The organism is Mycobacterium sp. NPDC004974, assembly GCF_053600815.1.
In genome coordinates this window covers 83,538-108,285 of sequence record NZ_JBSGAQ010000003.1, presented here as the reverse complement: position 1 = coordinate 108,285, position 24,748 = coordinate 83,538, and the positions used below count along the sequence as shown (strand labels likewise).

At 67.7% G+C, this 24,748-nt stretch carries 23 protein-coding genes; 15 read left to right on the top strand and 8 right to left on the bottom strand.

The genetic code is table 11. From position 1 onward, the window contains the following. Positions 1 to 75: 75 nt before the first annotated feature. On the top strand, positions 76 to 351 hold the full coding sequence (locus ACWEFV_RS08580) for a ribosomal protein L7/L12 (protein ID WP_450069834.1): 276 nt from the start codon (positions 76 to 78) through the stop codon (positions 349 to 351). Positions 352 to 357: 6 nt separating this feature from the next. Here ACWEFV_RS08580 and ACWEFV_RS08575 read toward each other — a convergent pair whose 3' ends face one another. Both ACWEFV_RS08575 and ACWEFV_RS08570 read right to left on the bottom strand, forming a co-directional pair. After that, positions 358 to 846: a DNA-deoxyinosine glycosylase gene (locus tag ACWEFV_RS08575; RefSeq protein ID WP_450069833.1), complete on the bottom strand. Its 489-nt coding sequence runs from the start codon at positions 844 to 846 to the stop codon at positions 358 to 360. 82 nt (positions 847 to 928) lie between these two features. Further along, positions 929 to 2,758, bottom strand: coding sequence for a flavin-containing monooxygenase (locus tag ACWEFV_RS08570; protein WP_450069832.1), 1,830 nt, complete (start codon positions 2,756 to 2,758; stop codon positions 929 to 931). 130 nt (positions 2,759 to 2,888) lie between these two features. On the opposite strand from ACWEFV_RS08570, the gene ACWEFV_RS08565 reads away from it, so the two are divergent. The 5 genes from ACWEFV_RS08565 (at position 2,889) to ACWEFV_RS08545 (ending at position 7,912) form a co-directional block, all read left to right on the top strand. Continuing rightward, a complete protein-coding gene (locus ACWEFV_RS08565) occupies positions 2,889 to 3,944 on the top strand; it encodes a 2,3-butanediol dehydrogenase (RefSeq protein ID WP_450069831.1) in 1,056 nt (351 codons plus the stop codon). Next, entirely contained in the window at positions 3,941 to 4,720 is a 780-nt protein-coding gene (locus ACWEFV_RS08560; protein WP_450069830.1) for an acetoin reductase, read from the top strand. Before ACWEFV_RS08565 ends, ACWEFV_RS08560 begins: the two co-directional genes overlap by 4 nt. Positions 4,721 to 4,765: 45 nt before the next feature. After that, positions 4,766 to 6,052, top strand: a complete 1,287-nt coding sequence (locus ACWEFV_RS08555) for a GAF domain-containing protein (RefSeq protein WP_450069829.1) — start codon at positions 4,766 to 4,768, stop codon at positions 6,050 to 6,052. Next, the gene (locus ACWEFV_RS08550) at positions 6,052 to 7,161 is read left to right on the top strand and encodes an adenylate cyclase regulatory domain-containing protein (RefSeq protein WP_450069828.1); all 1,110 of its coding nucleotides are present in this window, start codon (positions 6,052 to 6,054) and stop codon (positions 7,159 to 7,161) included. Before ACWEFV_RS08555 ends, ACWEFV_RS08550 begins: the two co-directional genes overlap by 1 nt. Positions 7,162 to 7,237: 76 nt before the next feature. Next, positions 7,238 to 7,912 (top strand): DUF305 domain-containing protein, encoded by a 675-nt coding sequence (locus ACWEFV_RS08545; RefSeq protein WP_450069827.1) that lies wholly within the window; start codon positions 7,238 to 7,240, stop codon positions 7,910 to 7,912. Here ACWEFV_RS08545 and ACWEFV_RS08540 read toward each other — a convergent pair. Beyond that, a complete protein-coding gene (locus ACWEFV_RS08540; protein ID WP_450069826.1) occupies positions 7,909 to 8,997 on the bottom strand; it encodes a HAMP domain-containing sensor histidine kinase in 1,089 nt (362 codons plus the stop codon). The two genes, ACWEFV_RS08545 and ACWEFV_RS08540, sit on opposite strands and share 4 nt — an antisense overlap. Beyond that, positions 8,994 to 9,710 carry a response regulator gene (locus tag ACWEFV_RS08535; protein ID WP_450070154.1) on the bottom strand — a complete coding sequence of 239 codons (717 nt, stop codon included), beginning with the start codon at positions 9,708 to 9,710 and terminating at the stop codon, positions 8,994 to 8,996. Before ACWEFV_RS08535 ends, ACWEFV_RS08540 begins: the two co-directional genes overlap by 4 nt. Before the next feature lie 99 nt (positions 9,711 to 9,809). On the opposite strand from ACWEFV_RS08535, the gene ACWEFV_RS08530 reads away from it, so the two are divergent. The 6 genes from ACWEFV_RS08530 (at position 9,810) to ACWEFV_RS08505 (ending at position 16,010) form a co-directional block, all read left to right on the top strand. Continuing rightward, on the top strand, positions 9,810 to 10,016 hold the full coding sequence (locus ACWEFV_RS08530) for a heavy-metal-associated domain-containing protein (RefSeq protein ID WP_044519704.1): 207 nt from the start codon (positions 9,810 to 9,812) through the stop codon (positions 10,014 to 10,016). 13 nt (positions 10,017 to 10,029) lie between these two features. Further along, positions 10,030 to 10,857, top strand: a complete 828-nt coding sequence (locus ACWEFV_RS08525; protein WP_450069825.1) for a hypothetical protein — start codon at positions 10,030 to 10,032, stop codon at positions 10,855 to 10,857. Next, a complete protein-coding gene (locus tag ACWEFV_RS08520) occupies positions 10,854 to 13,070 on the top strand; it encodes a heavy metal translocating P-type ATPase (protein ID WP_450069824.1) in 2,217 nt (738 codons plus the stop codon). The genes ACWEFV_RS08525 and ACWEFV_RS08520 overlap by 4 nt, the downstream gene beginning before the upstream one ends. A 100-nt stretch (positions 13,071 to 13,170) precedes the next feature. Then, complete coding sequence (lpqS, locus tag ACWEFV_RS08515; protein ID WP_450069823.1) at positions 13,171 to 13,563, top strand: putative copper homeostasis (lipo)protein LpqS; 393 nt, start codon at positions 13,171 to 13,173, stop codon at positions 13,561 to 13,563. A 99-nt stretch (positions 13,564 to 13,662) separates the two neighbouring features. Next, positions 13,663 to 14,751 (top strand): PLP-dependent cysteine synthase family protein, encoded by a 1,089-nt coding sequence (locus ACWEFV_RS08510; RefSeq protein ID WP_450069822.1) that lies wholly within the window; start codon positions 13,663 to 13,665, stop codon positions 14,749 to 14,751. Continuing rightward, on the top strand, positions 14,748 to 16,010 hold the full coding sequence (locus tag ACWEFV_RS08505; protein WP_450069821.1) for an MFS transporter: 1,263 nt from the start codon (positions 14,748 to 14,750) through the stop codon (positions 16,008 to 16,010). The genes ACWEFV_RS08510 and ACWEFV_RS08505 overlap by 4 nt, the downstream gene beginning before the upstream one ends. On the opposite strand, the gene ACWEFV_RS08500 is transcribed toward ACWEFV_RS08505, so the two are convergent. Beyond that, a complete protein-coding gene (locus ACWEFV_RS08500) occupies positions 15,991 to 16,860 on the bottom strand; it encodes an AIM24 family protein (RefSeq protein ID WP_450069820.1) in 870 nt (289 codons plus the stop codon). The genes ACWEFV_RS08505 and ACWEFV_RS08500 overlap by 20 nt on opposite strands. A 118-nt stretch (positions 16,861 to 16,978) precedes the next feature. Here ACWEFV_RS08500 and ACWEFV_RS08495 point away from each other — a divergent pair, with 118 nt between their 5' ends. The 3 genes from ACWEFV_RS08495 to ACWEFV_RS08485 all read left to right on the top strand — a co-directional run bounded on the left by ACWEFV_RS08495 (position 16,979) and on the right by ACWEFV_RS08485 (position 18,856). Then, positions 16,979 to 18,007, top strand: a complete 1,029-nt coding sequence (locus ACWEFV_RS08495) for a zinc-binding dehydrogenase (RefSeq protein WP_450069819.1) — start codon at positions 16,979 to 16,981, stop codon at positions 18,005 to 18,007. 28 nt (positions 18,008 to 18,035) lie between these two features. Next, a complete protein-coding gene (locus ACWEFV_RS08490; protein WP_135457139.1) occupies positions 18,036 to 18,239 on the top strand; it encodes a hypothetical protein in 204 nt (67 codons plus the stop codon). A gap of 77 nt (positions 18,240 to 18,316) precedes the next feature. Continuing rightward, positions 18,317 to 18,856, top strand: a complete 540-nt coding sequence (locus tag ACWEFV_RS08485) for a hypothetical protein (protein WP_450069818.1) — start codon at positions 18,317 to 18,319, stop codon at positions 18,854 to 18,856. Here the strand turns inward: ACWEFV_RS08485 and ACWEFV_RS08480 are convergent. Genes ACWEFV_RS08480 through ACWEFV_RS08470 form a run of 3 tightly spaced genes read right to left on the bottom strand, consistent with a single transcriptional unit; the run spans position 18,853 to position 24,689 of the window. After that, positions 18,853 to 21,018 carry a molybdopterin-containing oxidoreductase family protein gene (locus tag ACWEFV_RS08480; RefSeq protein WP_450069817.1) on the bottom strand — a complete coding sequence of 722 codons (2,166 nt, stop codon included), beginning with the start codon at positions 21,016 to 21,018 and terminating at the stop codon, positions 18,853 to 18,855. The genes ACWEFV_RS08485 and ACWEFV_RS08480 overlap by 4 nt on opposite strands. Before the next feature lie 36 nt (positions 21,019 to 21,054). Further along, positions 21,055 to 22,947: an ABC transporter ATP-binding protein gene (locus tag ACWEFV_RS08475; protein WP_450069816.1), complete on the bottom strand. Its 1,893-nt coding sequence runs from the start codon at positions 22,945 to 22,947 to the stop codon at positions 21,055 to 21,057. After that, a complete protein-coding gene (locus ACWEFV_RS08470) occupies positions 22,944 to 24,689 on the bottom strand; it encodes an ABC transporter ATP-binding protein (protein ID WP_450069815.1) in 1,746 nt (581 codons plus the stop codon). Before ACWEFV_RS08470 ends, ACWEFV_RS08475 begins: the two co-directional genes overlap by 4 nt. Positions 24,690 to 24,748: the final 59 nt, after the last annotated feature.

Below are 24,748 nucleotides of genomic sequence, written 5' to 3'. Positions count from 1 at the left end.
CCGCCATCGGAGAACCTGCTGCAACGAGGATAGAACGCAGCAACGCCGAAAGGGTACGGATGCCACACTGGCACGATGGGACTTTTCGCCGACCGTGACGAATCGAGCAACGACCTGCGCCGACGCGTCCAGGAACTCGAGCGCCGGGTTGCCGCCCTGGAACGGGCCGCCTCGGCGGCCGGGCACCCGGTGTCAGTGCCGCCCACGGGTCAGCCCAGCGAGATGATGGCCAGCCAGATGGTCCGCCAGCTCGCCCTGCAGGGCAACAAGATCGCCGCCGTCAAACTGTTGCGCGATGAGACCGGGCTGCGGCTCAAGGAGGCCAAGGACATCGTGGACCGGCTGGCCTGACCGAACCTAACCGCCCAGTGCGGTCCGCCAGGCGTCCAATTTGTCCTCGTAGCGCATCGTCTGTGCGGGGCTGGTCGACGGCACCCGCACACTGGGCAGCGCGGGCGTGCCGACCAGGCGCCGGTAATTGGCCTCGGCGGCGGCCCCGTTGAACACCACCCGATCGAGCGTGGGACGTAAGGCGAAGAACACCGCAAAGTCGTTGGGCACCATGCTGTCCCGTTCCACGGCCGAATCGAGGCTGCCCTCCCGACGACAGGACCGCAGTACATCCCACACGGCAACGTTGTGTGCACACAGGGCCCTCACCCGATCCGGATAGGGCGCATCGGCACTGAATCCGAAGAGGGAGCCGGTGATCCGCCAGAACGCGTTGCGCGGATTGCCGTAGTACTGACCGGCAGTCAGCGACATCACGCTGGGCATATTGCCCAGGATCAGCACCCGGGGCGCCTCGCCGACGATGGGATCCAACCCGTGCAGCAGCTCGGTCACCCTCGCATGTATACCGCGCACACGCGGGCGCCCCGAACGGTGTGGGGGTTATGTCACGTTCGGGGCGCCATGTCGTGAGTCTTCAGCTCAGGTGATGGACCTCCTGCAGTCCGTACACCGGCGTTGCCAGGCCCTCGTAGCGGGCCTTGAGCTGCAACGCCAGATACAGCGAATAATGGCGGGATTGGTGCAGATTGCCGCCGTGCAGCCACAGATTGGGCTGTTGGGTGGGCTTCCACATGTTGCGTTGTTCGCCTTCCCACGGCCCGGGGTCCTTGGTGGTGTCGGAGCCGAGGCCCCACACCTTGCCGATCCGGTCGGCGACTTCCTGGCTGATCAGGTCGGCCGCCCAGCCGTTCATCGAGCCGAACCCGGTCGCGTACACCACCACATCAGCGGGCAGCTCGGTGCCGTCGGCCAGGATCACCGAGTCCTCGGTCAGCCGGTCCACCTCGCCGTGCGCGAGTTTGATGCTGCCGTCGGCGATCAGCTCGCAGGCACCGACGTCGATGTAGTAGCCCGAGCCGCGGCGCAGGTACTTCATGAACAGGCCGGAGTCGTCGTCGCCGAAGTCCAGATCGAATCCGGCGGCTTCCAATCGCGCGTAGAAGTCCTTGTCGCGCTGGCGGATTGCGTCGTAGATGGGCCGCTGGAAGTCGGCCATGATGCGATAGGGCAGGGATGCGAAGGTGAGATCGGCCTTCTCAGTGGTCATTCCCGCGGCGACGGCCCGCTCCGAATACAGGTCGCCCAGGCCGAGCTCCATCAGCGAGTCCGATTTCACGATGTGTGTCGAGGAGCGCTGCACCATGGTGACGTCGACGTCGTTCTCGTACAACGCTTTACAGATGTCGTGGGCGGAGTTGTTGGAGCCGATCACCACGACTCGCTTCCCCAGATATCGGTCCGGGCCGGGGTGGTGGCTGGAATGGTGCTGCTCCCCGCGGAAGGTCTCCTGGCCCGGGAGCGTCGGGATGCTGGGCTTGCCCGACATGCCTGTTGCGAGCACCAGCTGCGTCGGCCGCAGCGTGACGGGCTCGCCGTTGCGGTTCACCTCGACGGTCCACCGCTGCTCGTCTTCGTCGTAGGACGCCGACAGGCAGGCGGTCGAGCTCCAGTACGGCACCTCCATTACCCGGGTGTAGAACTCCAGCCAGTCGCCGATCTTGTCCTTCGGCGCGAACACCGGCCAGTTGGCCGGGAACGGCAGGTAGGGCAGGTGGTCGTACCAGACCGGATCGTGCAGGCACAGCGACTTGTAGCGGTTGCGCCACTGGTCGCCGGGGCGTTCGTGCTGGTCGACGACGATGGCGGGCACGCCGAGCTGGCGCAGCCGGGCGCCCAGCGCGATACCGCCCTGGCCACCACCGATCACCACGATGTAGGGCTGCTCGGTGTAGCCGAGCGTGAGGTCCTCGTCGAGGCGCTTCTCGGACCAGGACCGCCGGTCCGGATCGGAGCCGTGCACGGCGCCCAGCGGCCGGTTGGTGCCCTTGCGCTCCTCGTGCCCCTTGAGCTCCTGCAGGGTCGTGAGGAGGGTCCAGCCCAACTCGTCGCGCAGGCGCAGGTGCCCCTTGCCGCGGCCCACCGCGGTCTCGAATTCGATGAACGCCGAGGTGACGACGGCCTCCCCGTCGAATTCCTCGGTCGGGGTCTCCGCGGTCCGGAACCCGGACGGGTCGGTGTCCGCCAGCCGCGCGGTAAGCATGTCGGCGATGCCGTCGTGGCCCTCGAGGGTCTTGAGGTTCCAGGTGAAGGCGACCAGGTCACGCCAGAAGCTGTCGGTCGCGAACTTTCCGACGACGCGTTCGACGTCCCGGTCGGCCAGTGCGGATTCGAAATCGGCCAGCCAGGCGTCAACCCGTTCCTGCGGTGACAGGGTGGCCAGCGGTGCGGCGGTGGTCTGTGTCATGTGGCTCAGCCCACACCGTGTCAAACACCGCAACAAGGGTTGCACGGGGTTGCAACCGACCCGGCGTTTGAGACCGCAACGTCTTGCAACCCTTACGGCGCACCCGGCAGGTCGCCTAAGAACGTCCACTATGAAAGCAGCCGTGTACTACGGACCGAACAAGGTCGAAGTCGCCGATGTCCCCGAGCCCGACCCCGCCCCGGGCACCGTCAAGGTCAAAGTCGGCTTCAACGGAATCTGCGGTACTGACCTGCATGAATACTATGCAGGACCGATCTTCGTGCCGACCGAGCCGCATCCGCTGACCGGCCGGCAGCTGCCGCTGACCATGGGCCACGAGTTCTCCGGAACCATCACCGATGTGGGTGCGGGCGTCACCGGCTTCGCCCCGGGCGACCGGGTGGCCGTCGAGCCGATCTACCGATGCGGACACTGTGCACCGTGCCGGGCCGGCACCTACAACATCTGTCAGCAGATCGGATTCCACGGTCTGATGTCCGACGGCGGCATGGCCGAATACACCGTGGTGCCGATCGCCATGTTGCACCGGCTTCCTGACAACGTCTCCCTCGAACTCGGCGCGCTGGTCGAGCCGATGTCGGTGGCCTACCACGCCGCCACCCTCGGTGAGGTCGGCCCGCTGCACACCGCGGTGATCTTCGGCGCCGGACCGATCGGAATCGGCCTGTGGTTCGCGCTGCGGGGCAAGGGACTCGACGACGTGTTCGTCGTGGAACCCTCGCCCACCCGCAGGTCCGCGATCGAGTCGCTCGGTGCCTTGACCCTGGACCCGACGGCCGTCGACGTCCCGGCGTTCATCGCGGATCACACCGGGGGCCGCGGGGCCGACGCGGCATTCGACGCTGCCGGCGTGGCTCCCGCGATCGAGGCGGCCACGGCGTGCGTGGGTGCGCGCAAACCGACGGTCAGCGTTGCGATCTACGAGAAGCCGCTGACGACACCGTTGCTCAACCTGGTGATGAACGAGTCCAGGATCCAGGGTTCGCTGTGCTACACCTCGGCCGACTTCGAGGCGGTCATTGATCTCATGGCGCAGGGGGTGTACGACACGAGGGGATGGGTCACTCCCATCGCCATCGATGACGTGATCGACGAGGGGTTCGAAGCCCTGCACGCAGGCAGGAAGATGAAGGTTCTGGTCGACCCGAGCGGAGGTGCATCGTGACGTTGCAGAGCAAGGTGGCGCTGGTGACAGGCGCGGGCCGGGGGATCGGTCGGGGTATCGCGCTGCGGCTGGCGCGGGAAGGTGCCGACCTCGCACTGGTCGACGTGGTACCGGACGGTATCAACGCCGTCGCCGAGGAGATCGCCGAAATCGGCTCGAAAACAACGACTTTCGTCACCGACGTGAGTGACCGCGACTCGGTCTACGCGGCGGTCGAGCACACCGCGGCCACCCTCGGTGGGTTCGACATCATGGTCAACAACGCCGGGGTGGCGCTGGTCGGACCGATCGCCGAGGTCACGGCCGCCGACGTCGCCCGGGTGTGGTCGATCAACGTCGACGGCGTGCTGTGGGGAATCCAGGCTGCCGCAGCCAAGTTCATCGAGCTGGGCCGGCCGGGCAAGATCATCAACGCCTCGTCGATCGCCGGTCATGACGGTTTCGCCATGCTCGGGGTGTACAGCGCGACCAAGTTCGCGGTGCGTGGCCTGACCCAGGCCGCGGCCAAGGAGTACGCGTCTGCGGGCATCACCGTCAACGCCTACTGTCCCGGCATCGTCGGCACCGACATGTGGGTCGAGATCGACAAGCGGTTCGCCGAACTGACCGGCGCCGCCGAGGGGGAGACATTCCAGAAGTACGCGGGCGGCATCGCGTTGGGGCGGCCGGAAACACCCGAGGACGTGGCCGGATTCGTTGCTTATCTGGCCGGACCGGATGCCGATTACATGACTGGTCAGGCGGGTCTCATCGACGGGGGGCTGGTGTATCGGTAGCCCGAGTTTGGCGTCCCGATGTGATGTGGAGCACAATCGGCGATGATGGCCGGTTCGTCGATACCTGAGCCCGCGGTCTCGCCTGGTGAGGATCCGCGGCGGTACGCCATGCTCTTGTCGGCGGTGTACGACGCGACCATGTCGGGTGACCGCGCGCCTGCGCGTCCTCGGGCGGTGATCGAAGACTCCTGGAACAGGCTGCGCGCCAAGGGGATAAACCCGGATCATCACATCCCGCCGCAGGTCGAGACGACCGGCCTGGACTTGCTGCGGCAGCAGTCCGGACTCATCGCTGTACTCGACGATGTTTCGCGAGGGCTGGACTCGGTGATCGACGAGGGCCACAACATCCTGGTGGTGGCGGATGCCAGGGGACGGGTGCTGTGGCGCTCGGGTTCGCCGCGCGTGCTCAGCCTCGCCGACCGCCTCGGTTTCATCGAAGGCGCGACCTGGAGTGAGAACGCGGTGGGCACCAACGGGATCGGTACCGCGCTGGCCTCCCATCGTGCGGTGCAGATCTTCTCGGCTGAGCATTTCCTGCGCAGCCACCACCCGTGGACGTGTGCCGGCGCGCCGATCCGAGATCCGCGGACCGGTCAGGTGATCGGCATCGTCGATGTGTCAGGCCCGGCCTCCACGGTGCATCCGACGACGGTCGCCCTGGTGGACCTGGTGGCGCGGCTCGCGGAATCGCAACTGCGCGAGGCGCATGACCGAACATTGAACCGCCTGCGTGCGGTGGCGGCGCCCATCCTGGCCAGGGTGGGCAGCCCGGCACTGGCAGTCGATGGTGAGGGCTGGGTCGCGGCGGTGGACTCCTTGCCGCTGCACAACCGGATCTTGTTGCCCGAGAGCGGGTTACCCGGCCGGGTGTGGATTCCCCCGCTGGGCATGTGCGATGTGGAGGCACTGCCGGGCGGGTGGCTGGTCCGGGTGGCCGACGACGCCGAGCCCAGCGCGGCCCCGTCGCGGGTCATCCTCGACCTACGCGATGGCGAACCGACGCTGGAGATGTCCGGCCAGTTCGGCAGCTGGCGGCGCAGCATCTCCTGCCGCCATGCAGAGATTCTGCTGGTCCTGGCGACCAGCCAGCAGGGCCGGTCGGCACCGGAGCTGGCGGAGGATCTCTACGGCGACCGGTCCAGGGTGGTGACGGTGCGCGCCGAGATGTCGCGGCTGCGTAAGCAGTTCGTCGGCCTGGTGGCCGGCAGGCCGTACCGCTTCGGGGATTCGGTGGTCGTGGACGTCCGTTATCCCCAGGACATGTCGTCGTTGCTGGCGTCCTCGACAGCTCCGGCCGTTCATGCAGCCCGTCGGTATACCTTGACCTGATGGTGGCAGACCCCACACTCCTTGACGGGCTCGACGGCGAAGCCGGCGCACAGCGTGCCGAACTGGTCGAATGGCTGTTGTCCCGCGGCATCACGGCCGACCAGATCCGCCAGGCCGGTACCCCGATGCTGCTGGCCTCGCGCCGGGTGGCAGGCGACGACGGCACCTATGTGTCGACGCGCGAGATCAGCGAGCAGACCGGGCTCGATGTCGGACTGGTACAGCGACTGCAACGGTCGATGGGGCTGGCGACAGTCGAGGATCCCGATGCCGCTGTGCTGTTGCGCGCCGACGCCGAGGCGGTGGCGTTCGCCGAGCGTTTCCTGGAGCTGGGCATCGCTCCGGACCAGATCGTGTTGATCACCCGGGTGCTCTCCGAGGGACTGGGCCGGGCCGCCGAGGTGATGCGCTACGCCGCGCTGGCGGCCGTGCTGACGCCGGGAGCCACAGAACTGGAAACCGCCAAGGCGACCGAGGCGCTGGTGGCGGAGGCGGCGCCGCTGATCGGGCCGATGATCCGCGACATGCTGTTCGTGCAACTGCGCCACTCGTTGGAGACCGAGGCCGTGACTGCCTCTGAGCGCGCCGAGGGATTGCCGATGCCCGGTGCCCGGTTGGTCACCATCGCGTTCGCCGATATCGTCGGCTTCACCCGGCTGGGTGAGGTCGTGCAGCCCGAAGACCTTGAGCGGCTGGCGAATCGGCTGGCCGACGCGGCACGTGAGGTGGCAGTCGGCCCGGTGCGGCTGATCAAGACCATCGGTGACGCGGTGATGTTCGTCAGCACCGATCCGGCGGCACTGCTGGACGCGGCCCTGCGATTGGTGGCTGCCACCGAAACCGACGAGGAATTCCCGCGGCTGCGGGTCGGGCTGGCGACCGGGCCGGCGGTGAGCCGGGCGGGTGACTGGTTCGGTGGTTCGGTCAATTTGGCCAGCCGGGTCACCGGGGCGGCGCGGCCCGGGACCGTACTGGTGGCCGAGTCCACCCGCGCGGCGATCGGCGAGACCGAAGGCGGCGAGAGCCGGTTCGGCTGGTCGTTTGCCGGAGCCCGACACCTCAAGGGCGTCAAGAATGACGTGAAGCTCTTCCGGGCCCGGCCCGCATAGAGATCTCCAGAGCTTTATCGAATCTTCATCGAACGACTAGAGCAGCCACATCGACTCTCGGGACGCTGGAGATGTGATGAAACTGATGATGCTGAGTGCCGGCGCGGTGGTCGCGGCGGCCCTGGTGGCCGGCTGTAGCAACGACCAGGCTGACAGGACTGCCGAGCCGATGACGAACACCCAGAGCACCTCGGCGGCAGCGAGCTCACCGGTCGCCGGCGAGGCTCACAACGATGCCGACGTGATGTTCGCCCAGCACATGATTCCGCACCACCAGCAGGCGGTCGAGATGAGCGACGTGCTGCTGGCCAAGCAGGGTATCGATGCGCGGGTGACTGATCTGGCCACCCAGATCAAGGGTGCCCAAGCCCCGGAGATCGAGCAGATGCAGGGCTGGCTGAAGCAGTGGGGCAACCCCCCGATGCCCCCCATGCCGCCGATGCCGGAGCAGGGCCACGGAAACATGGGCCACGGCGACATGGGCCACGGAAATATGGGTCAGGGTGGCATGCCCGCCATGCAGGGCATGGTGTCGGAGACCGATATGACCGCGCTGCGCAACGCCCAGGGCGTCGAGGCGGCCAAGCTGTACCTGACGCACATGATCGCTCATCACGAGGGCGCGATCACCATGGCGCAGGACGAGATCAAGGACGGTCAGTACCCCGCGGCGGTCGAGATGGCCCGCACCATCGTGAAGACGCAGCAGCAGGAGATCGACACCATGCGCCAGATCCTGGGTTCGCTCTAACCGGTCGGCAGGATGATCGTGAAGGTGGTCCCAGCGCCCGAACTGCTCACGCTGATGCGGCCGCGGTGCGCTTCGACCAGGGCCTTCACGATCGCCAGCCCGATCCCGGAGCCGCCGTGGTCGCGGTCGCGCGCGGTGTCGGCCCGGTAGAACCGTTCGAAGACATGGGGCAGGTGCTCGGCGGGGATGCCCTCGCCGGTGTCGGTCACCGTCAGCCTGACGCTCCGGTCGGCGGCCATGCCGGCATCGATCGTCACCCGGCCCCCGGCCGGGGTGTGTCGCAGCGCGTTGTCGAGCAGGTTGCCCAGGATCTGGGCCAGCCGGTGCGGGTCCGCCCACAAAGATGGCAGGTTCTCGTCCGCCCGCCAGCCCAGCGTCACGCCCTTGTCGTCGAACCGGTCCTGGGCCGCGGCGACCGCGGCGGCCACCACGGTGTCAGTCGCTACCGGGACCGGGGTGACCGTGGCGGGGCTTTCCTCGGCCTTGGCCAGGGCGCCGGCGTCGCCGGCAAACCGGACCAGGCGGTGGGTCTGCTGGCGCAACATCGAAACAGTCTCGGGGTCAAGAGTTCTCACGCCGTCCTCGATGGCCTCGAAGTAGGCCTCCAGAACCGAAACCGGAGTGCGGATCTCATGGGCAAGGTCGCTGAACAGTCTGCGGCGGCCGGCGTCGACGGCCTCCAATCGCCCGGCCATCTGATTGAAAGAACTTGCCAGGGAGTCGAACTCGTCACCGAGATGAGCCGGCGGAACCCGCGAGTCGTAGTGGCCGTCGGCGATGGCCGTGGCGGCCTGCGACACCTGGGTCAGCGACTTCTGCAGACGCCTGCCGAAGTACCAGGTGACGATCAGGGCCGCCAGTATCGCGACGCACGACGCCACCCCGATCGAGATCACCGTGGCATAGACATAGGCCTCTTCGGCGTGCATCTGCTCGGCGGAGTCGCCGGATACCCCTGCGCGGTGCAGATGTTCGCGGAACAGCGGCGGACCGACGATGGCAGCCACCAGTCCGGTGGTGCCCGCACCGGCGACGAGCACCAGGGCCTGGGCCGAGAGCAGTCGGGTGCGCAGGCCGATGCTCACCGTTGGCCGTCCTGCCCGGTACCCATCCGGTATCCGACCCCGCGCACCGTCATCACGTACAGCGGATCAGCCGGATCGTCGCCGAGCTTGCGGCGGAGGTGACCGATATGGACGTCGACGAGGTGTTCATTGCCGACATAGGTGGTCTCCCAGACGGATTCGAGGATCTGGCGACGGCTGAGCGCCACCCCGGGGCGGGCCGAGAGCGCGGCGAGTACGTCGAATTCGGTGCGCGTCAGCATGATCGGCTCGTCATCGAGGAACACCTGGCGGCCGTCGACGTCGATACGCAGCGCGCCGAACACGCGGCCGTCGGTCGCGGCGGGGGAGGAGACGCGCGGGCGGCGCAGCATGGCCCGGATCCTGGCCACCAGTTCCCGCGGGCTGAACGGTTTGGTCATGTAGTCGTCGGCGCCCACCGACAGGCCGACGATGGTGTCCATCTCGGTGTCGCGGGCGGTCAGCATCACCACGTAGGCGTCGGAGAACGTGCGCAGCGATCGGCAGACCTCCACGCCGTCTATACCCGGCAGGCCGAGGTCGAGGACCACTACGTCGGGGTCGACCTCACGGGCCAGTCGCAGCGCCTCGGACCCGTCGTGGGCGAGGGTGACCTCGAACTGTTCGCGGGTCAGATAGCTGGCGATGACCTCGGCGAGTGGGGCTTCGTCGTCGACCACCAGGGCCCGGTAGCCGCCCGGAATGTGCTCCATCAGCCCATAGTGCAGGAGTGAGGTGGGGGACATAGGAATTTCATACCCTAGGGGGGTATAGTATGAAGCGATATCGAATCCGGTTCAGGAGGAAACTGCATGAGTACCCAGACTGTCACGGTCACCGGCATGACCTGCGGGCACTGCGTCACGTCGGTGCGTGAAGAGGTCGGCGGCCTTCCTGGCGTGCGCACCGTCGAGGTCGACCTGTCGACCGGGTTGGTGACCATCGACAGTGACAGTCAGCTCGATCCGTCCGCCATCAGCGACGCGGTCGCCGAGGCCGGCTACGCCGTCGCGGGTTGAGCAGGGGTCGATCGTGAGTGCGCCGCAGAAGCTCATCGGGTTCGTCGTCGGACTCGTCGTGGTTTTCGCCGTGTCCTTCGGGATCGGTTCTGCGGTCACGCCGGGCAGTGTCCCCGCCGAAGGCCACGACGTCGGCCACGGTTCAGCCCATGGGGCGGGGTACACGCTGCAACTCGATGAGACTGCGCTGCCGTCCGGCACCGAGGTACCGCTGCGGTTCCGCATCGTCGACGGCTCCGGCGCCCCGGTGACCGACTACGTCGAGAGCCACGAAAAGCTGCTGCATCTGATCGTGGTGCGCCGCGATCTCGCCGACTACCAGCATGTGCATCCCGTACTCGACGATTCCGGCACTTGGAGCGTTCCGCTGGATCTGACCGAGCCCGGCGACTACCGGGTATTCGCCGACTTCGTGCCGGCCGACGGTCGTGCGGTCACGCTCGACGCGGACATGGCCGTTGCCGGGAAGTACCAGCCGCAGCCGCTGCCTGCACCTGCCACCACTGCGACGGTTGACGGTTACACCGTCTCACTCGCCGGGGTGACCAGGGCGGGGCAACCATCGGAGTTGACGCTCTCGGTCAGCCGCGACGGCAAGCCGGTCACCGATCTGCAGCCGTACCTGGGCGCCTACGGGCATCTGGTCGCGGTGCGTGCGTCGGATCTGGCCTACCTGCACGTCCATCCGATGAGCGATGCGGCCGACCCGGCCACCGCGCCCGGTCCGCAGATCGCGTTCCACACCACGCTTCCCAGTGCCGGTGAGTACCGGCTGTTCCTGGACTTCAAGCACCGCGATGCGGTGCACACCGCCGAATTCACCGTTGAGGGGACACCGTGAGCACCGCCACCGGACACGTCGTACTCGAGATCGGCGGGATGACGTGTGCCTCGTGCGCCGGACGTATCGAGCGGAAGCTCAACCATCTGGACGGCGTCACCGCGACGGTGAACTTCGCCACCGAGAAGGCCACTGTCGACGTAGCGGGTGAGGTGACGCCCGAGCAGCTGATCGAGGTCGTCGAATCCGCGGGCTACACAGCACAACTGCCCGCCACCGAACCGGGTGAGAGCCATGTCGAGGGCGATCCGACCGCCGCGTTGCGCACCCGGCTGATCGTGTCGGCGGTGTTGACCATCCCGGTGGTGGCTATGGCGATGGTCCCGGCGCTGCAGTTCACCAACTGGCAGTGGCTCTCGTTGACCTTGGCCGCGCCGGTCGTGGTGTGGGGCGCGCTGCCGTTCCACCGGGCGGCCTGGAGCAACCTGCGCCATGGCACCGCCACCATGGACACGCTCATCTCGATGGGCACCATCGCGGCGTTCGGCTGGTCGCTGTACGCGCTGTTCTGGGGTACCGCCGGAATGCCGGGTATGACGCATCCGTTCTCGCTGTCGATCTCTCAGTCGGACGGCACCGGCAACATCTACCTGGAAGTCGCGGCGGGAGTCACCACCTTCATCCTGGCCGGCCGGTATTTCGAGGCGCGATCCAAGCGGCGTGCGGGGGCGGCGTTGCGCGCGTTGCTCGAGCTCGGCGCCAAGGACGTCGCAGTGCTGCGAAACGGTGTGGAACAACGCATTCCGATCGAGTCGCTGGCCACAGATGACGAGTTCGTGGTCCGTCCCGGCGAGAAGATCGCCACCGACGGAGAGGTGGTCGACGGTTCGTCAGCGGTGGATGCCTCGATGCTCACGGGCGAATCGGTGCCGGTCGAAGTCGCCCCGGGGGACCAGGTGGTCGGCGCGACGGTCAACGTCGGCGGCCGGCTCGTGGTGCGGGCCAAGCGAATCGGATCCGACACCCAGCTGGCCCAGATGGCCCGGTTGGTCGAGGATGCGCAATCTGGCAAGGCACAGGCACAACGCCTGGCCGACAAGGTTTCCGCGGTGTTCGTGCCGATCGTCATCGCGCTCGCGGTGGGAACCTTGGGTTTCTGGATGGGCACCGGCGGATCGGTGGCGGCGGCCTTCACCGCCGCGGTGGCGGTGTTGATCATCGCCTGCCCGTGTGCGCTGGGCCTGGCCACACCGACGGCGCTGTTGGTCGGCACGGGCCGCGGTGCCCAGCTCGGCATCCTGATCAAGGGGCCCGAGGTGCTGGAGTCGACCCGTCGCGTGGACACCGTGGTGCTGGACAAGACCGGGACGGTGACCACCGGGGCGATGACGCTGCTCGACGTGTTCACCGCGCCCGGAGAGGATCCCGCCGAGGTGCTGCGGCTGGCCGGTGCGGTCGAGGACGGCTCCGAGCATCCGATCGCGCGGGCCATCGCCAAGGGCGCCCGCGAGAAGGTCGGGGACCTGCCCCCGGTGGAAGATTTCACCAACGTGGCGGGCCTCGGGGTGCAGGGCGTCGTCGACGGCCATGCCCTGGTGGTGGGCCGGCGTCAGCTGCTGGCCGACTGGTCGCAACAGTTGCCCCAGGAGTTGGATGCCGCGATGCGCGAGGCTCAGGCGCTGGGCCGCACGGCGATTGCCGTGGGGTGGGACGGGCAGGCGCGCGCGGTGCTGGTGGTCGCCGACTCGGTCAAGCCCACCTCGGAGGAGGCGATCGGGCAGCTGCGTGCCCTCGGTCTGGAGCCGATCATGCTGACCGGCGACAACGAGGCGGCAGCGCACGCGATCGCCGAACAGGTTGGTGTGCAAGAGGTATACGCCGAGGTCCTGCCGCAGGACAAGGTCGATGTGATCAAACGCCTGCAGGACGAGGGCCGGGTGGTGGCCATGGTCGGCGACGGTGTCAACGACGCCGCGGCGCTGGCCCAGGCCGACCTCGGCCTGGCCATGGGGACCGGTACCGATGTGGCGATCGAGGCCAGTGACCTGACCTTGGTCCGCGGTGATCTGCGGGCGGCCGCAGATGCCATCCGGTTGTCCCGGCGCACGCTGGCCACGATCAAGGGCAACCTGTTCTGGGCATTCGCCTACAACGTCGCCGCGTTGCCTCTGGCCGCAGCCGGACTGCTCAACCCCATGTTGGCCGGCGCCGCGATGGCGTTCTCCTCGGTGTTCGTGGTCAGTAACAGCCTGCGGCTGAGACGATTCCGATGATCGCTGATCAATCACAGGCTGGATTCGATTCACGCACAACCGGAATCGTGGGTATCGCGCGGTTACAGTTGGAAACATCGTGATATCGCGCAGCTCTCGCATGCACTCACTGTCACGGCTGGCAGCCATGATGGCGATTGTCTTGTGGGCCGGGGTACTCACCGGGCAGTGGCAGGCGACGAGCCACGACCACCCGACGCATCTGCCGCACGCGGTCTCGGCAGCGATCGGCGAGGGCGCCGATCTGATGATGCTGGACCACCCGCACGTCAGTGATGGTTCGCCTGCACACATGCCGGATGACTTCACCGCCGCCGTTCTGCCCAGGCCCTCCGTTACCCCCGCAGCGCTTTCGGTTGTGGCGCTCGTCCTCGGCTGTGCGGTGGTGTGCGCGTGCGCCGCGGTGCGCGCGCAGCGAGGTCCGCCCGACCGACACGGTGTCCTCCTCGCCGGACAGGAACTTCTGACCCGGATCTGTATCGCACGCCGCTGATCTGCCGGCGGGGGTGCCGGCGCTCAATGCGCCGTTGCCCCAACGCTGTCCAGGTCAGTTGCCGCGCGCGGCCGCGGCGGATACAGAAACGGCAAATCCATGAACCATGCCCTGTCCACCCGTTCATTCCACATCCTGCGCCGAAACCATGGTCCCAACACCATGGTCGGTCACACTCCCACCCTGTGGGTGTCCACTCCGTTCGCCGACGCCGGGCGCGGATTCTGGGCGAAACTCGAAGGTTTCAACCCCGGCGGCATGAAGGACCGGCCCGCCATGCACATGGTCGAGCAGGCCCGGGCCCGCGGCGATCTGAAACCAGGTGGCCGCATCATCGAATCAACCAGTGGCACATTGGGCCTGGGGCTGGCATTCGCCGGCACGATCTACCACCACCCGGTGACCCTGGTGACCGATCCGGGTCTGGAACCCATCATCGAGCGCATGTTGACCGCCTACGGTGCCCAGGTATCGATGGTGACCGAACCGCATCCCACCGGGGGCTGGCAGCAGGCCCGGCGGGACCGGGTGGCCGACCTGCTCGCAACCGATGAAAACGCCTGGTACCCGGACCAGTACAACAACCCGGACAACGTCGAGGCCTACCGGCCGCTGGCGCTGGAACTCAATGCCCAGATCGGTCATGTCGACGTGCTGGTCTGCTCTGTCGGCACCGGCGGGCATTCGGCCGGGGTGGCGCGGGTGCTGCGGGAGTTCAACCCGGATCTGCGCCTGATTGGGGTCGACACCATCGGCTCGACGATCTTCGGCCAACCCGCCGCGACCCGCGTCATGCGGGGCCTCGGTTCGAGTATCTATCCCCGCAACGTGGATTACGCCGCGTTCGACGAGGTGCACTGGGTCGCACCGGCCGACGCGGTGTGGGCCGCCCGGACGCTGGCGTCGACGTACTACGCGAGTGGGGGCTGGAGCGTCGGGGCGGTCGGTCTGGTCGCCGGCTGGGCAGCCCGAAACCACCCGGCCGGCACCACGATTGCCGCGGTGTTCCCCGACGGCCCGCAGCGCTACTTCGACACGGTGTACAACGACGACTACTGCCGTGAACTGGGTCTGCTCGATCACCAACCTGCCGATGAACCGGAGACGATCGCCAACCACACCGACCGCGTGGTGCAAACCTGGACCCGCTGCGAGACGGTCGTCGACCCCACGGTGGTGGCTCGATGAGCGGACTCATCACTCAGTTCCGCAGTTTCGACCTGCCGAGCCGGCTGCTGATGGTCAACCAGTTCGGCATCAATCTCGGCTTCTACATGTTGATGCCGTACCTGGCCGGCTACCTCGCCGGGCCGCTCGGTCTGGCGGCGTGGGCGGTGGGCCTGGTGCTGGGAGTGCGCAACTTCTCGCAGCAGGGCATGTTCATCGTCGGCGGCACCCTGGCCGACCGGCTGGGCTACAAGCCGCTGATCGTCGCCGGGTGTCTGTTGCGCACTGCGGGGTTCGGTCTGCTCGTCGTCGCGGATTCCCTGCCGGCGATGCTGATCGCCTCGGCGGCAACAGGTTTCGCCGGGGCACTGTTCAATCCCGCGGTGCGGGCCTATCTGGCCGCCGACGCCGGTGACCGGCGGCTCGAGGCCTTCGCCACGTTCAATGTGTTCTACCAGGCCGGGATCCTGCTGGGCCCGCTGGTGGGAATGGCGTTGCTGGCCTTCGATTTCCGGGTGACCGCCGCTGCAGCGGCCGGAGTCTTCGCGGTGCTGACCGTGGCCCAGCTGCTCGCACTGCCGCGGCACCGCCCCGAACCGGTCACCGAGCGGAGTTCGGTACTCGACGACTGGCGCAGCGTCATCGCCAACCGCGGGTTCGTGTTGTTCGCGGTGGCGATGATCGGCTCCTACGTGCTGTCCTTCCAGGTCTATCTGGCGTTGCCGCTACAGGCTGCGGCGCTGCGGCCCGGGAACGAAACGGCACTGGTGGCAGCCGTGTTCGTGGTGTCCGGCCTGATCGCGGTGGGCGGCCAGTTGCGCATCACGCGGTGGTTCTCCGACCGCTGGGGCCCGCGCCGCAGCCTGGTGGTGGGTCTGCTGGTGCTGGCGGCGGCCTTCGTCCCGATGGCCGTGGTGCCGGACGGCGACCGGTTCGGTAGCGCCGCCGCGGTGGCCGCACTGCTCGGCTCGTCCGCGCTACTGGCCCTCGGCTCGGCCGCGGTGTTCCCGTTCGAGATGGACACCGTTGTAGCGCTGTCGGGCGATCGGCTGGTGGCCACCCACTACGGGTTCTACAACACCGTCGTCGGAGTCGGGATCCTGCTGGGCAACGTGGCGACCGGCTCGCTGATCGGCGCGGCGCGCGCCGCGGACCTGGCCGAATTGGTGTGGCTGGGCCTCACGGCAATCGGGCTGGTATCCGCGGCCGCGCTCTACGCGCTGACTCGGGACGGCGGGAAGCTGGCGCCCAGCGCACCGCTTACTGCATCGGAACCGTGACACCCTCCGAGGGCTGCACGATCACGAAGCCGTTGCCGTGGAACGCGACCTGAATGGCCTCGCCGGAGCCCCTGCCGATCAGCGCGCCCGCCTTGAAGCTGGTCTTGAGTTGGGTCTGCAGGTCCGCCGACCACGCCACGACGGCATTGGTGTCGGCGAAGGTCGGGGCCTCGGAGGCGTTGAGCACCACGGGCGGGCCGTCGGTGGTCAGCGCCACCCACCCGGTGCCGCGCAGGGTGGTGTTGAACAGGCCGCCGGTGGCGATGCTGCCGCCACGGACCCGTTCGATGTTCCAGTCCAAGCTCGATGAGAAGGCCAGCACGTTCTTGCCGCTGATCGACAGGCCTGAGTTGGACAGCTGCAGCAGGTGTACGTCGAAACCCTGATCGGCCAGGAACACATCGCCCTGGCCCTGGCAGCGCATCAGCGGAAGGCCTTCACCCGTGAGAGCTTTCTTGATGAACTTCGACGCGCCACCACCCTCGAAGGCGAAGTCGACGTTGCCCTGGTAGGCGACCATCGAGCCCTGCCGGGCCATGAAGGGTTCGCCGAGGCGTACCCGCAGCATCTTCTTGTTCTGGTTGGCGATCGGCGTCGCCTCTTTCTCGCTGAACCGCCCGTCGACGAGATCCCCGCTGATGCCGTTGAACCCGTCACCCGTGGGTTGGGTCTGAACCTGGGGCTGTGGCTGTTGCGGGGCCTGCTGTGGGGCAGCGCCCATCGGCGCCTTGCCGGCCTGACCCTGATGGGACACCTGGTCGGTCCAGGATTGCCCATCCCACCACCGGTATTCGTAGCGGCCCTCGGGGTCGGGCAGCCAGCCGGGTTGCCAGTTTCCGTTCACAGTCATTCCTCGAATCGTCGGGTGGAGGCGAAATCGACACCAGGCTACAAGTCGTGGATCTCAGCAAGTACCGTGACGACTACGGTAACTTCGTCCAGATGTCCGGCGAGAGGTTCGGTGGTTGATGAAAGCCGTTATCGCGCAGCGTGGTTCGGTGAGCGTCGAGGACGTCGTCGAGCCGGTACCCGGCCATGGGCAGGTACTCGTAGCCCCTCTGGCCTGCGGGATCTGTGGGTCCGACCTGCACCTGGTCGAGTCACAGGCCGCGATGCCGGACCTGGTGCCGGCCATCGTGCTCGGGCACGAGTTCGTCGGTGAGGTGCTCGACTACGGTCCCGGCACCGAACGCATCGTCCCGATCGGTACGGCGGTCACGTCCGTCCCCTACCTGGACACCGGCGACGGGCCGCAGCTGTTGGGGCTCTCCCCGGGGGTGACGGGCGGGCTGGCCGAACGCCTTGTTCTGCAAGAGAAGCGCCTGGTCCCGGTGACGGGCGATGTCCCCGTGCACTACGCGGCCTTGGCAGAACCTCTGGCGGTGGGGGTGCACGCCGTTGCCGCGGCCGACTTGCAGCCCGGAGACGCCGTGCTCGTCGTCGGTTGTGGCCCGGTGGGGCTGTCGGTCATCGCGTGCCTCAAGGCGGCCGGGGTGGGGCCCGTCGTCGCGGCGGATTTCTCGCCCGGCCGCCGTGCTCTGGCTGAGCAGATCGGCGCCGACATTGTCATCGATCCCTCGGTGACCAGCCCGTACCAGAGCTGGGCCGAGCTGGCCGGCGCCCCGGTGCCCATGTCTCCGCTGATGGACACGCCGCAGCGAGCCAATACGGTGGTGTTCGAATGTGTCGGAGTACCAGGCATTCTGGCGACCGTGATGGAATCGGTGCCGCCGCAGACCCGGATCGTTGTGGTCGGGGTGTGCATGCAACCGGACACCATCACACCCGTAATCGGCACCACGAAGGAACTCTCGATCCGGTTCGTGTTCGCCTATCGCCCCGACGAGTTCGCCAGGGCCCTGGACTGGATCGTCAGCGGCACCGTGGACGTGGCGCCGTTCGTGACGGCGACGCTGCCGCTGGATTCGGCCACCGAGGCCTTCGCGGAACTCCGGCAGCCTGACAAACACTGCAAGATTCTGCTGCTGCCCACCTGAGCGGCCGGTCAGCTGGCATTCTGGTGCCATGGCAAAGGAAATCGACCCGATCCGCGCCCAGGGTGCGCTCGCGGTCTTCAAGCAGCACCCCGGCATGGTGCTGTTCGCGGTGTCGCCGGCGATCGTGGTGCTGGGCGCCGTGTGGTGGATAGCCGGTCCAGGCTGGGCGGGGCTGCTGCTGGTGGCCCTCGTGCTCGCCGGCGGCGCCGCACTGCTGCTCAAGCGCAACTGACCGCTTAGCCGCAAAAACCGCGTTCGCCGTGGGTGAACGCTGTCCCATCTGCGGTGTAACGGTGTAATCATGTAATCATGTACAAACATCAACACCATCGCCGGTCTGCAGATGAGGCCGCCGAATGGTTCGCGGGGCGACTGCCCGATACCTGGTTCACCGGCGACCCGACCGTGATCGTCGACCGTGAAGAGATCACCGTCATCGGCCGGCTTCCCGATACCACAGACAACCCAGAAGGCGAGACCGCTGCCCGCGCGTCCGGGCGGGCCGCCCGGTTCCGCGAGGAGACTCGTGGCGAGCGCATGCGCATCGCCGACGAGGCGCAGGGCCGTTTCGATCGCAAGGTCTCCTGGGGTGTCGAGGTCAGTGCCGGCGACGGCGGCACCGAGCGAATCCTGTTCACCCACATCGCCGTACCGGTGATGACCCGGCTCAAGCAGCCCGAGCGGCAGGTGCTCGACACCCTGGTCGACGCGGGCGTGGCGCGATCGCGCTCGGACGCGCTGGCCTGGTCGGTGCGCCTGGTCGGTCAGCACACCGAGGAGTGGCTGGACAAGCTGCGCGACGCCATGAAGTCGGTCGACGATCTGCGCGCCGAGGGCCCCGGCGCCTAGACCCGCTCGATCCCGACGTACACCGAGCCCAGCGTCGAGGTCTGCGAGAGCGGATCGATCGATGCGCGGTCGGCCAGCAGATTGCGGTTGACCCCGTAGGAGTCCGGTGCGCCGCCGTGTCGCGCGTCGAATACCCGTGAGCCCCAGCCATGGTCGAGCACGACGACCCCGCGGCGGGGCCGGTCGCTGAGGGCGGCCGTCACTTCCAGGCGCCCGACCGGCGAGACCACCCGCACCCGGTCGCCGGCCGCGATGCCCAGCGCTGCGGCGTCGTCGGGGTGGACGAGCACCTCGTTGCCCTTGCCTGCCGGATGCAGGCCCGGCAACTCGTTGAGCCACGAGTTCATCGAGTGCCGTCGGCGCCGGTTGCCCAGCAGGAACGGGAAACCCTCGGGCGCCCCGAGATCCGGTGTGGCGAGCAGTTCACGGGTCCGCGTCACGAACTCTGCCGGCGCCGCACGGACCTTGTGGTCCGGCGTCCGCAACGCCTCGCGGAACCGGCCGAACTGCCGGGGCCCGAGCACCAGGCCGTGCGGGTGCGCTTTGAGCTCGCGCCAGGTGAGCTTGTGCCCGTCGAACTTCCGTGAGGTGAGGATGATCAGGCGGTCCATCCACTGCGGCCCGAACGGCAACCCGGGCCGCCCGAAGCGCTTTCCCAGCCACCGGGTAGCGCGGACAAAACTGTTGAGACCTCTGGCGCCGAACAGCGGACGGCGCATGGCCAGCGCCAGATCGGTGAATATCCGCCATTCCTCGCGGGCACCGTCCGGCGGCTCGACAGCCTTCACGCCGTACTGCACATAGGGCACGTCGTGCATGCCGCTGGTGAAGGCCAGCAGATCATCGCGTTCCAGCCAGTGCACCGCGGGCAACAGCCAGTGCGCATGCCGGTGGCTCTCGCGCTGCACCAGATCGATGGCCACCAGGAGATCCAGCTGGGCCAGGGCCTCGTCGAGGCTGGCCCCGTCGGGTCCGGAGACCACGGGGTTACCGGAGTTGATCACCAATGCCCGGATCTGACCGCGACCGGGTGTGGTGATCTCGTCGGGCAGTTCGGCCAGCGCGTGGGCGCCGGCCACCAGATCCCGCCCGGCCAGCCGGCTCGTGTGCGGGCGGGTCGCCGCCAGCCCGGCCAGTCGCAGCGTGTCGACATAGCCGGGCTCGAAGCGGCGTCCCCCCGGACGGTCCATCCGCCCGGTGATCAGGTTGAGCACGTGCCCCAGCCATTCGGCCACCGTGCCCGCGGCCTGCAGCGACACCCCGGTGCGCGTGATGGCCATCGCCCCTGGCGCCGAGGCGAATTCGCGGGCCACCTGCTCGATGACGTCGCGGGCGATGTCGCACCGCGCGGCCAGGTCGTCGAGGTCGGCTTCGGTGGTCAGGACGCGCAGATCGCCCACCCCGGTGGCCAGCTCGGCGCAATCGCCGCGGTGCTCGCGCCCCTCGTCGAGGATCACCTTGACCATCGCCAGCAGTAGCGCCCAGTCCTGGCCGGGGCGCACCGCCAGATGCAGATCGGCGGCCTGCGCGCTCTCGGTACGGATCGGGTCGACCACGACGATGCGCGCACCCTGCTTCTGGCGGGCCAGCGCGCGACGCCAGCCGCCCGGCACCGATTCCACCCAATTCCAGGCGCTCACAGCGGGATTGGCTCCGACGATCAGGAAGTAATCGCAGTTGTCGACATCGGACACCGGCACCATCAGTGGCGATCCGAACATGGCCTCGGCCACCACGTGCAGCGCGTTCTGGTCCACCGATCCGACCGCGTACCGGCTGTGCGTGCCGATGGCGTCCAGCCAGGCGTTCATGAACACCAGGTTCGACGACGAATATCCGGCCGGATTGCCGTAGTAGGCCGCCACCGCATCTGGGCCCCCGGCCTCGATGATGCGGTTCATCCGCTGCGCGATATCGCTGATCGCCTCGTCCCAGCTGGCCTCGACATAGGTGTCACCGACCCGGCGCATCGGCGCGATGATGCGCCGCGGGTGTTCCACGACCTGACCGGCGGTGCGGCCCTTGGCGCAGAAATCTCCCCAGGTGTGCGGGTTGAGCTTGTCGGCGGCAATCTTGACCACGTGGTTGTCCTCGACCGTCACCTCGAGGCCGCACGAGGCCAGGCAGTACCGGCAGAACGTGTGCACGGTACCGGTCGCCATTACACCGACAGTACGGTTTGTAACGGATTTCGGGCGCTAAACCCGGGTCATTTCCCAGTACCGGCCATGCCGCGACATGAGCTCCTCGTGGGTACCGCGTTCGATGATCCGGCCGGCGTCCATCACCAGGATCAGGTCCGCATCGCGGATCGTCGAAAGCCGGTGGGCGATGATGAAACTCGTCCGGTCCCGGCGCAACTCGGCCATCGCCTGCTGGATCAGCAGTTCGGTGCGGGTGTCCACCGCGCTGGTCGCCTCGTCGAGCACCAGCACCCGCGGCCGGGCCAGCACCGCCCGCGCGATCGTGATCAGCTGCTTCTCGCCGGCACTGATGGCGCCGCCGTCGTCGTCGACGCGGGTGGCATAGCCATTCGGGAGGGTGTGTACGAACCGGTCCACATAGGCCGCCCTGGCCGCCTCGCGCACCTCGTCCTCGGTCGCGTCCGGTCGGCCGTAGGCGATGTTGTCGTAGATGGTGCCGCCGAACAGCCAGGTGTCCTGCAGCACCATGCCGATCGAGGACCGTAGCGACTGCCGGCTGACCGTCGAGATGTCCACGCCGTCGATCAGGATCCGGCCGGAGTCGACGTCGTAGAACCGCATGAGCAGGTTCACGCATGTCGTCTTCCCTGCACCGGTGGGGCCGACGATCGCCACGGTGCTGCCGGCTTCGGCCACCAGCGACAGGTCCTCGATCACCGGGGTGTCCGGGAGGTAGCTGAAATTCACCCGGTCGAATTCGACGCGGCCCGTGTGGATCTGCAGCGGGGGATCGGGGTCGGGCGACTGTTCCTCGGCGTCGAGCAGGTCGAAAACACGTTCGGCACTGGCGATCCCGGACTGCAGCGTGTTGTACATCCCGGCTACCTGGCCCAGCGGCTGGTTGAACTGGCGCACGTACTGGACGAATGCCTGGATGCTGCCCAGGGTGATCTGCCCTCCCGCCACCTGCAGGCCGCCGACCACCGCGACGGCCACATAGCTGAGATTGCCGATGAACATGGTCGCCGGCCCCACCAGGCCCGAGAAGAACTGCGCCCCGATGCTGGATCGGTAGACCTCTTCGTTGAGTTCGTCGAACCGCCGTTGCGATGCCTCCCGGTGCCCGAATGTCTTGACGATGGTGAAACCGCTGTAGGTCTCTTCGATATGGGCGGCCAGTCGCCCGGTGTTACGCCACTGCGCCACGAACAGCGGCTGAGAGCGGCGGGTGATCCAGTGGATCACCCACAGCGACAGCGGCACGGTGATGACGGTCAGCAGCGCCAGCAGCGGCGAGATGGTCAGCATCATCGCGAGCACCGCGAACACTGTCAGCAGTGCGGTCAGCAGCTGGCTGACTGTCATGGACACCGAGGTCTGAATGTTGTCGATGTCGTTGGTGACCCGGCTGAGTACCTCGCCGCGCTGCCGGGAATCGAAGTAAGACAGCGGAAGCCGATGCAGTTTGTCCTCGACCTCGGCCCGCAGCGCCACCATGGTGCGTTGCACGGTGACGTTCAGCAACCGGGCCTGCAACCAAACCAGCACGGCGGCAAGCACATACAGGCCCAGCGCCAACGCGAGGGTGCGGGCCACCGCAGCGAAGTCCACCCCGTGACCTGGGACCACGTTCATGCCCGACAGCAGGTCGGCGAACGTGGTGTCGCCGCGGGCCCGGGCCGCCGCGATGGCCTGCTCCTTGGTCTGCCCCGCGGGTAGCCCGCGCCCGATCACGCCGTTGAACAGCAGGTCCGTGGCGTGGCCGAGAATCCGCGGGCCGATCACCCCGATCGCGACACCGGCCACGCCGAGCAGCACCACCGAGATCGCCAGACCGCGTTGCGGCACCAGGCGTCTGAGCAGACGCAGGGCCGACCCGCGGAAGTCGCGGGTGCGTTGGGGAGGTGCGACGGGCGTCCCCGAGCGACGCAGCACGGGCCCCGTCATCGCCGGTCTCCGGTGGTGATCGCCTGCGATGCGGCGAACTCGGCGTAGGTGGGGCAGTCGGCGAGCAGTGACTCATGGGTGCCGATGCCGACGACGCGGCCGTCCTCCACCACGACCACCTGATCGGCCTCGACCACCGTCGAGATCCGTTGCGACACGATCACGACGGTCGCGTCGGCCGATACCTCGCGCAGGGCGGCGCGTACCCGGGCATCGGTGTGCACGTCGAGTGCCGAGAACGCGTCGTCGAACAGATAGACCGCGGGCCTTCGGATCACCGCCCGGGCGATCGCGAGCCGCTGGCGCTGGCCACCGGAGAAGTTGATGCCGCCCTGGGCCACCGGGCGCTGCAGTCCGTCGGGGTGAGCGGCAACGAAGTCGTCGGCCGCCGCGATCCGCAGCGCCTCCCACATTTGTTCGTCGGTGAGTTCCTGCCCCGGTGCCGCGCCGTAGCGCAGGTTCTCGGCGACGGTCCCGGAGAACAGGTAGCCGCGCTGGGGGACCAGGCCGATCGACGCCCACAGCTGTTCGAGGTCGAGTTCTCGGACGTCGAGGCCGTCGATGCGGACCGCCCCGGAGGTGACATCGTAGAACCGGCAGATCATGGCGAGCAGGGTGGACTTGCCCGAGCCGGTGGACCCTACGACCGCGGTGGTGGTGCCGCGCCGGACATGCAACGAAACCTGCTGCAGCACCGGGCGATCGGCGCCGGGGTAGCTGAACGATGCGTCGTCGAAGGCGATCTCGCCGGTGAGAGTTCGCGGTCGGACCGGATCGTGCGGGCTGGTGATCTGGGGACGGGTGGACAGCACGCCGGTGACGCGCTCGGCGCACACCGATGCGCGCGGGATCATCACCGCCAGCACCGCCGCCATCAACACGGCCATCAGGATCTGCATGAAGTAGGCCAGGAACGCGATCAGTGAGCCCACCTGCATGTGCCCGGTGTCGATGCGCAGCCCGCCGAACCAGATCAGTGCGACGCTGGAGATGTTCATGACCAGGGTGGTGGCCGGCAGCATCAGCGCCTGCCACCGCCCGGCGTCCAGTGCGGTGGCCGAAAGGGCCTGGCTGGCCTCGGTGAACCGGCGTTGTTCGACGGGTTCGCGGGCGAACGCCCGGATCACCCGGATGCCCGACAGCTGATCGCGCAACACGCGGTTGATCCCGTCGATCAGCCGTTGCATGCGACGGAAGATCGGCCACAGGTGGCGGATGATCCAGTAGTTGGTCAATGCCAGCACCGGCACGCTGACGAGCAGCAGCCACGACAACCCGGCGTCCTGGTGCAGCGCCATGAGGATGCCGCCGACCGACATGATCGGAGCGGTGATCAGGATCGTGGCGGTCATCTGCAGCAGCTGCTGGATCTGCCCGACGTCGTTGGTGGTTCGGGTCAGCAGCGATGGGGCGCCGAAGCGGCCGGTCTCCTCGGCCGAGAACGTGGTGACATGGTGGAAGATCGCCGAGCGCAGATCGCGGCCGAAGCTCATGGCTGCCCGCGACCCGAAGAACACCGCGCCGATGGCGCATGCCACCTGTAGACCGGTGACGCCCAGCATCACTCCGCCGAGCTCGACGATGTGCCCGGTGTCGCCCGTGGCCACCCCGTCGTCGATGATGGCCGCGTTGACCGTCGGCAGGTACAGCGAGGCCAGGGTGCTGATCACCTGAAGTGTCGCGACGACCGCGAGCAGCCGCCGGTACGGCCGCACGTACTGTCGCAGCAGCGCCCAGAGCATCTGGCTACTCTCGCACACCGGCGCGGTGTCGTCGGTGTCCAGCTGCCGTCGTGTCCTTG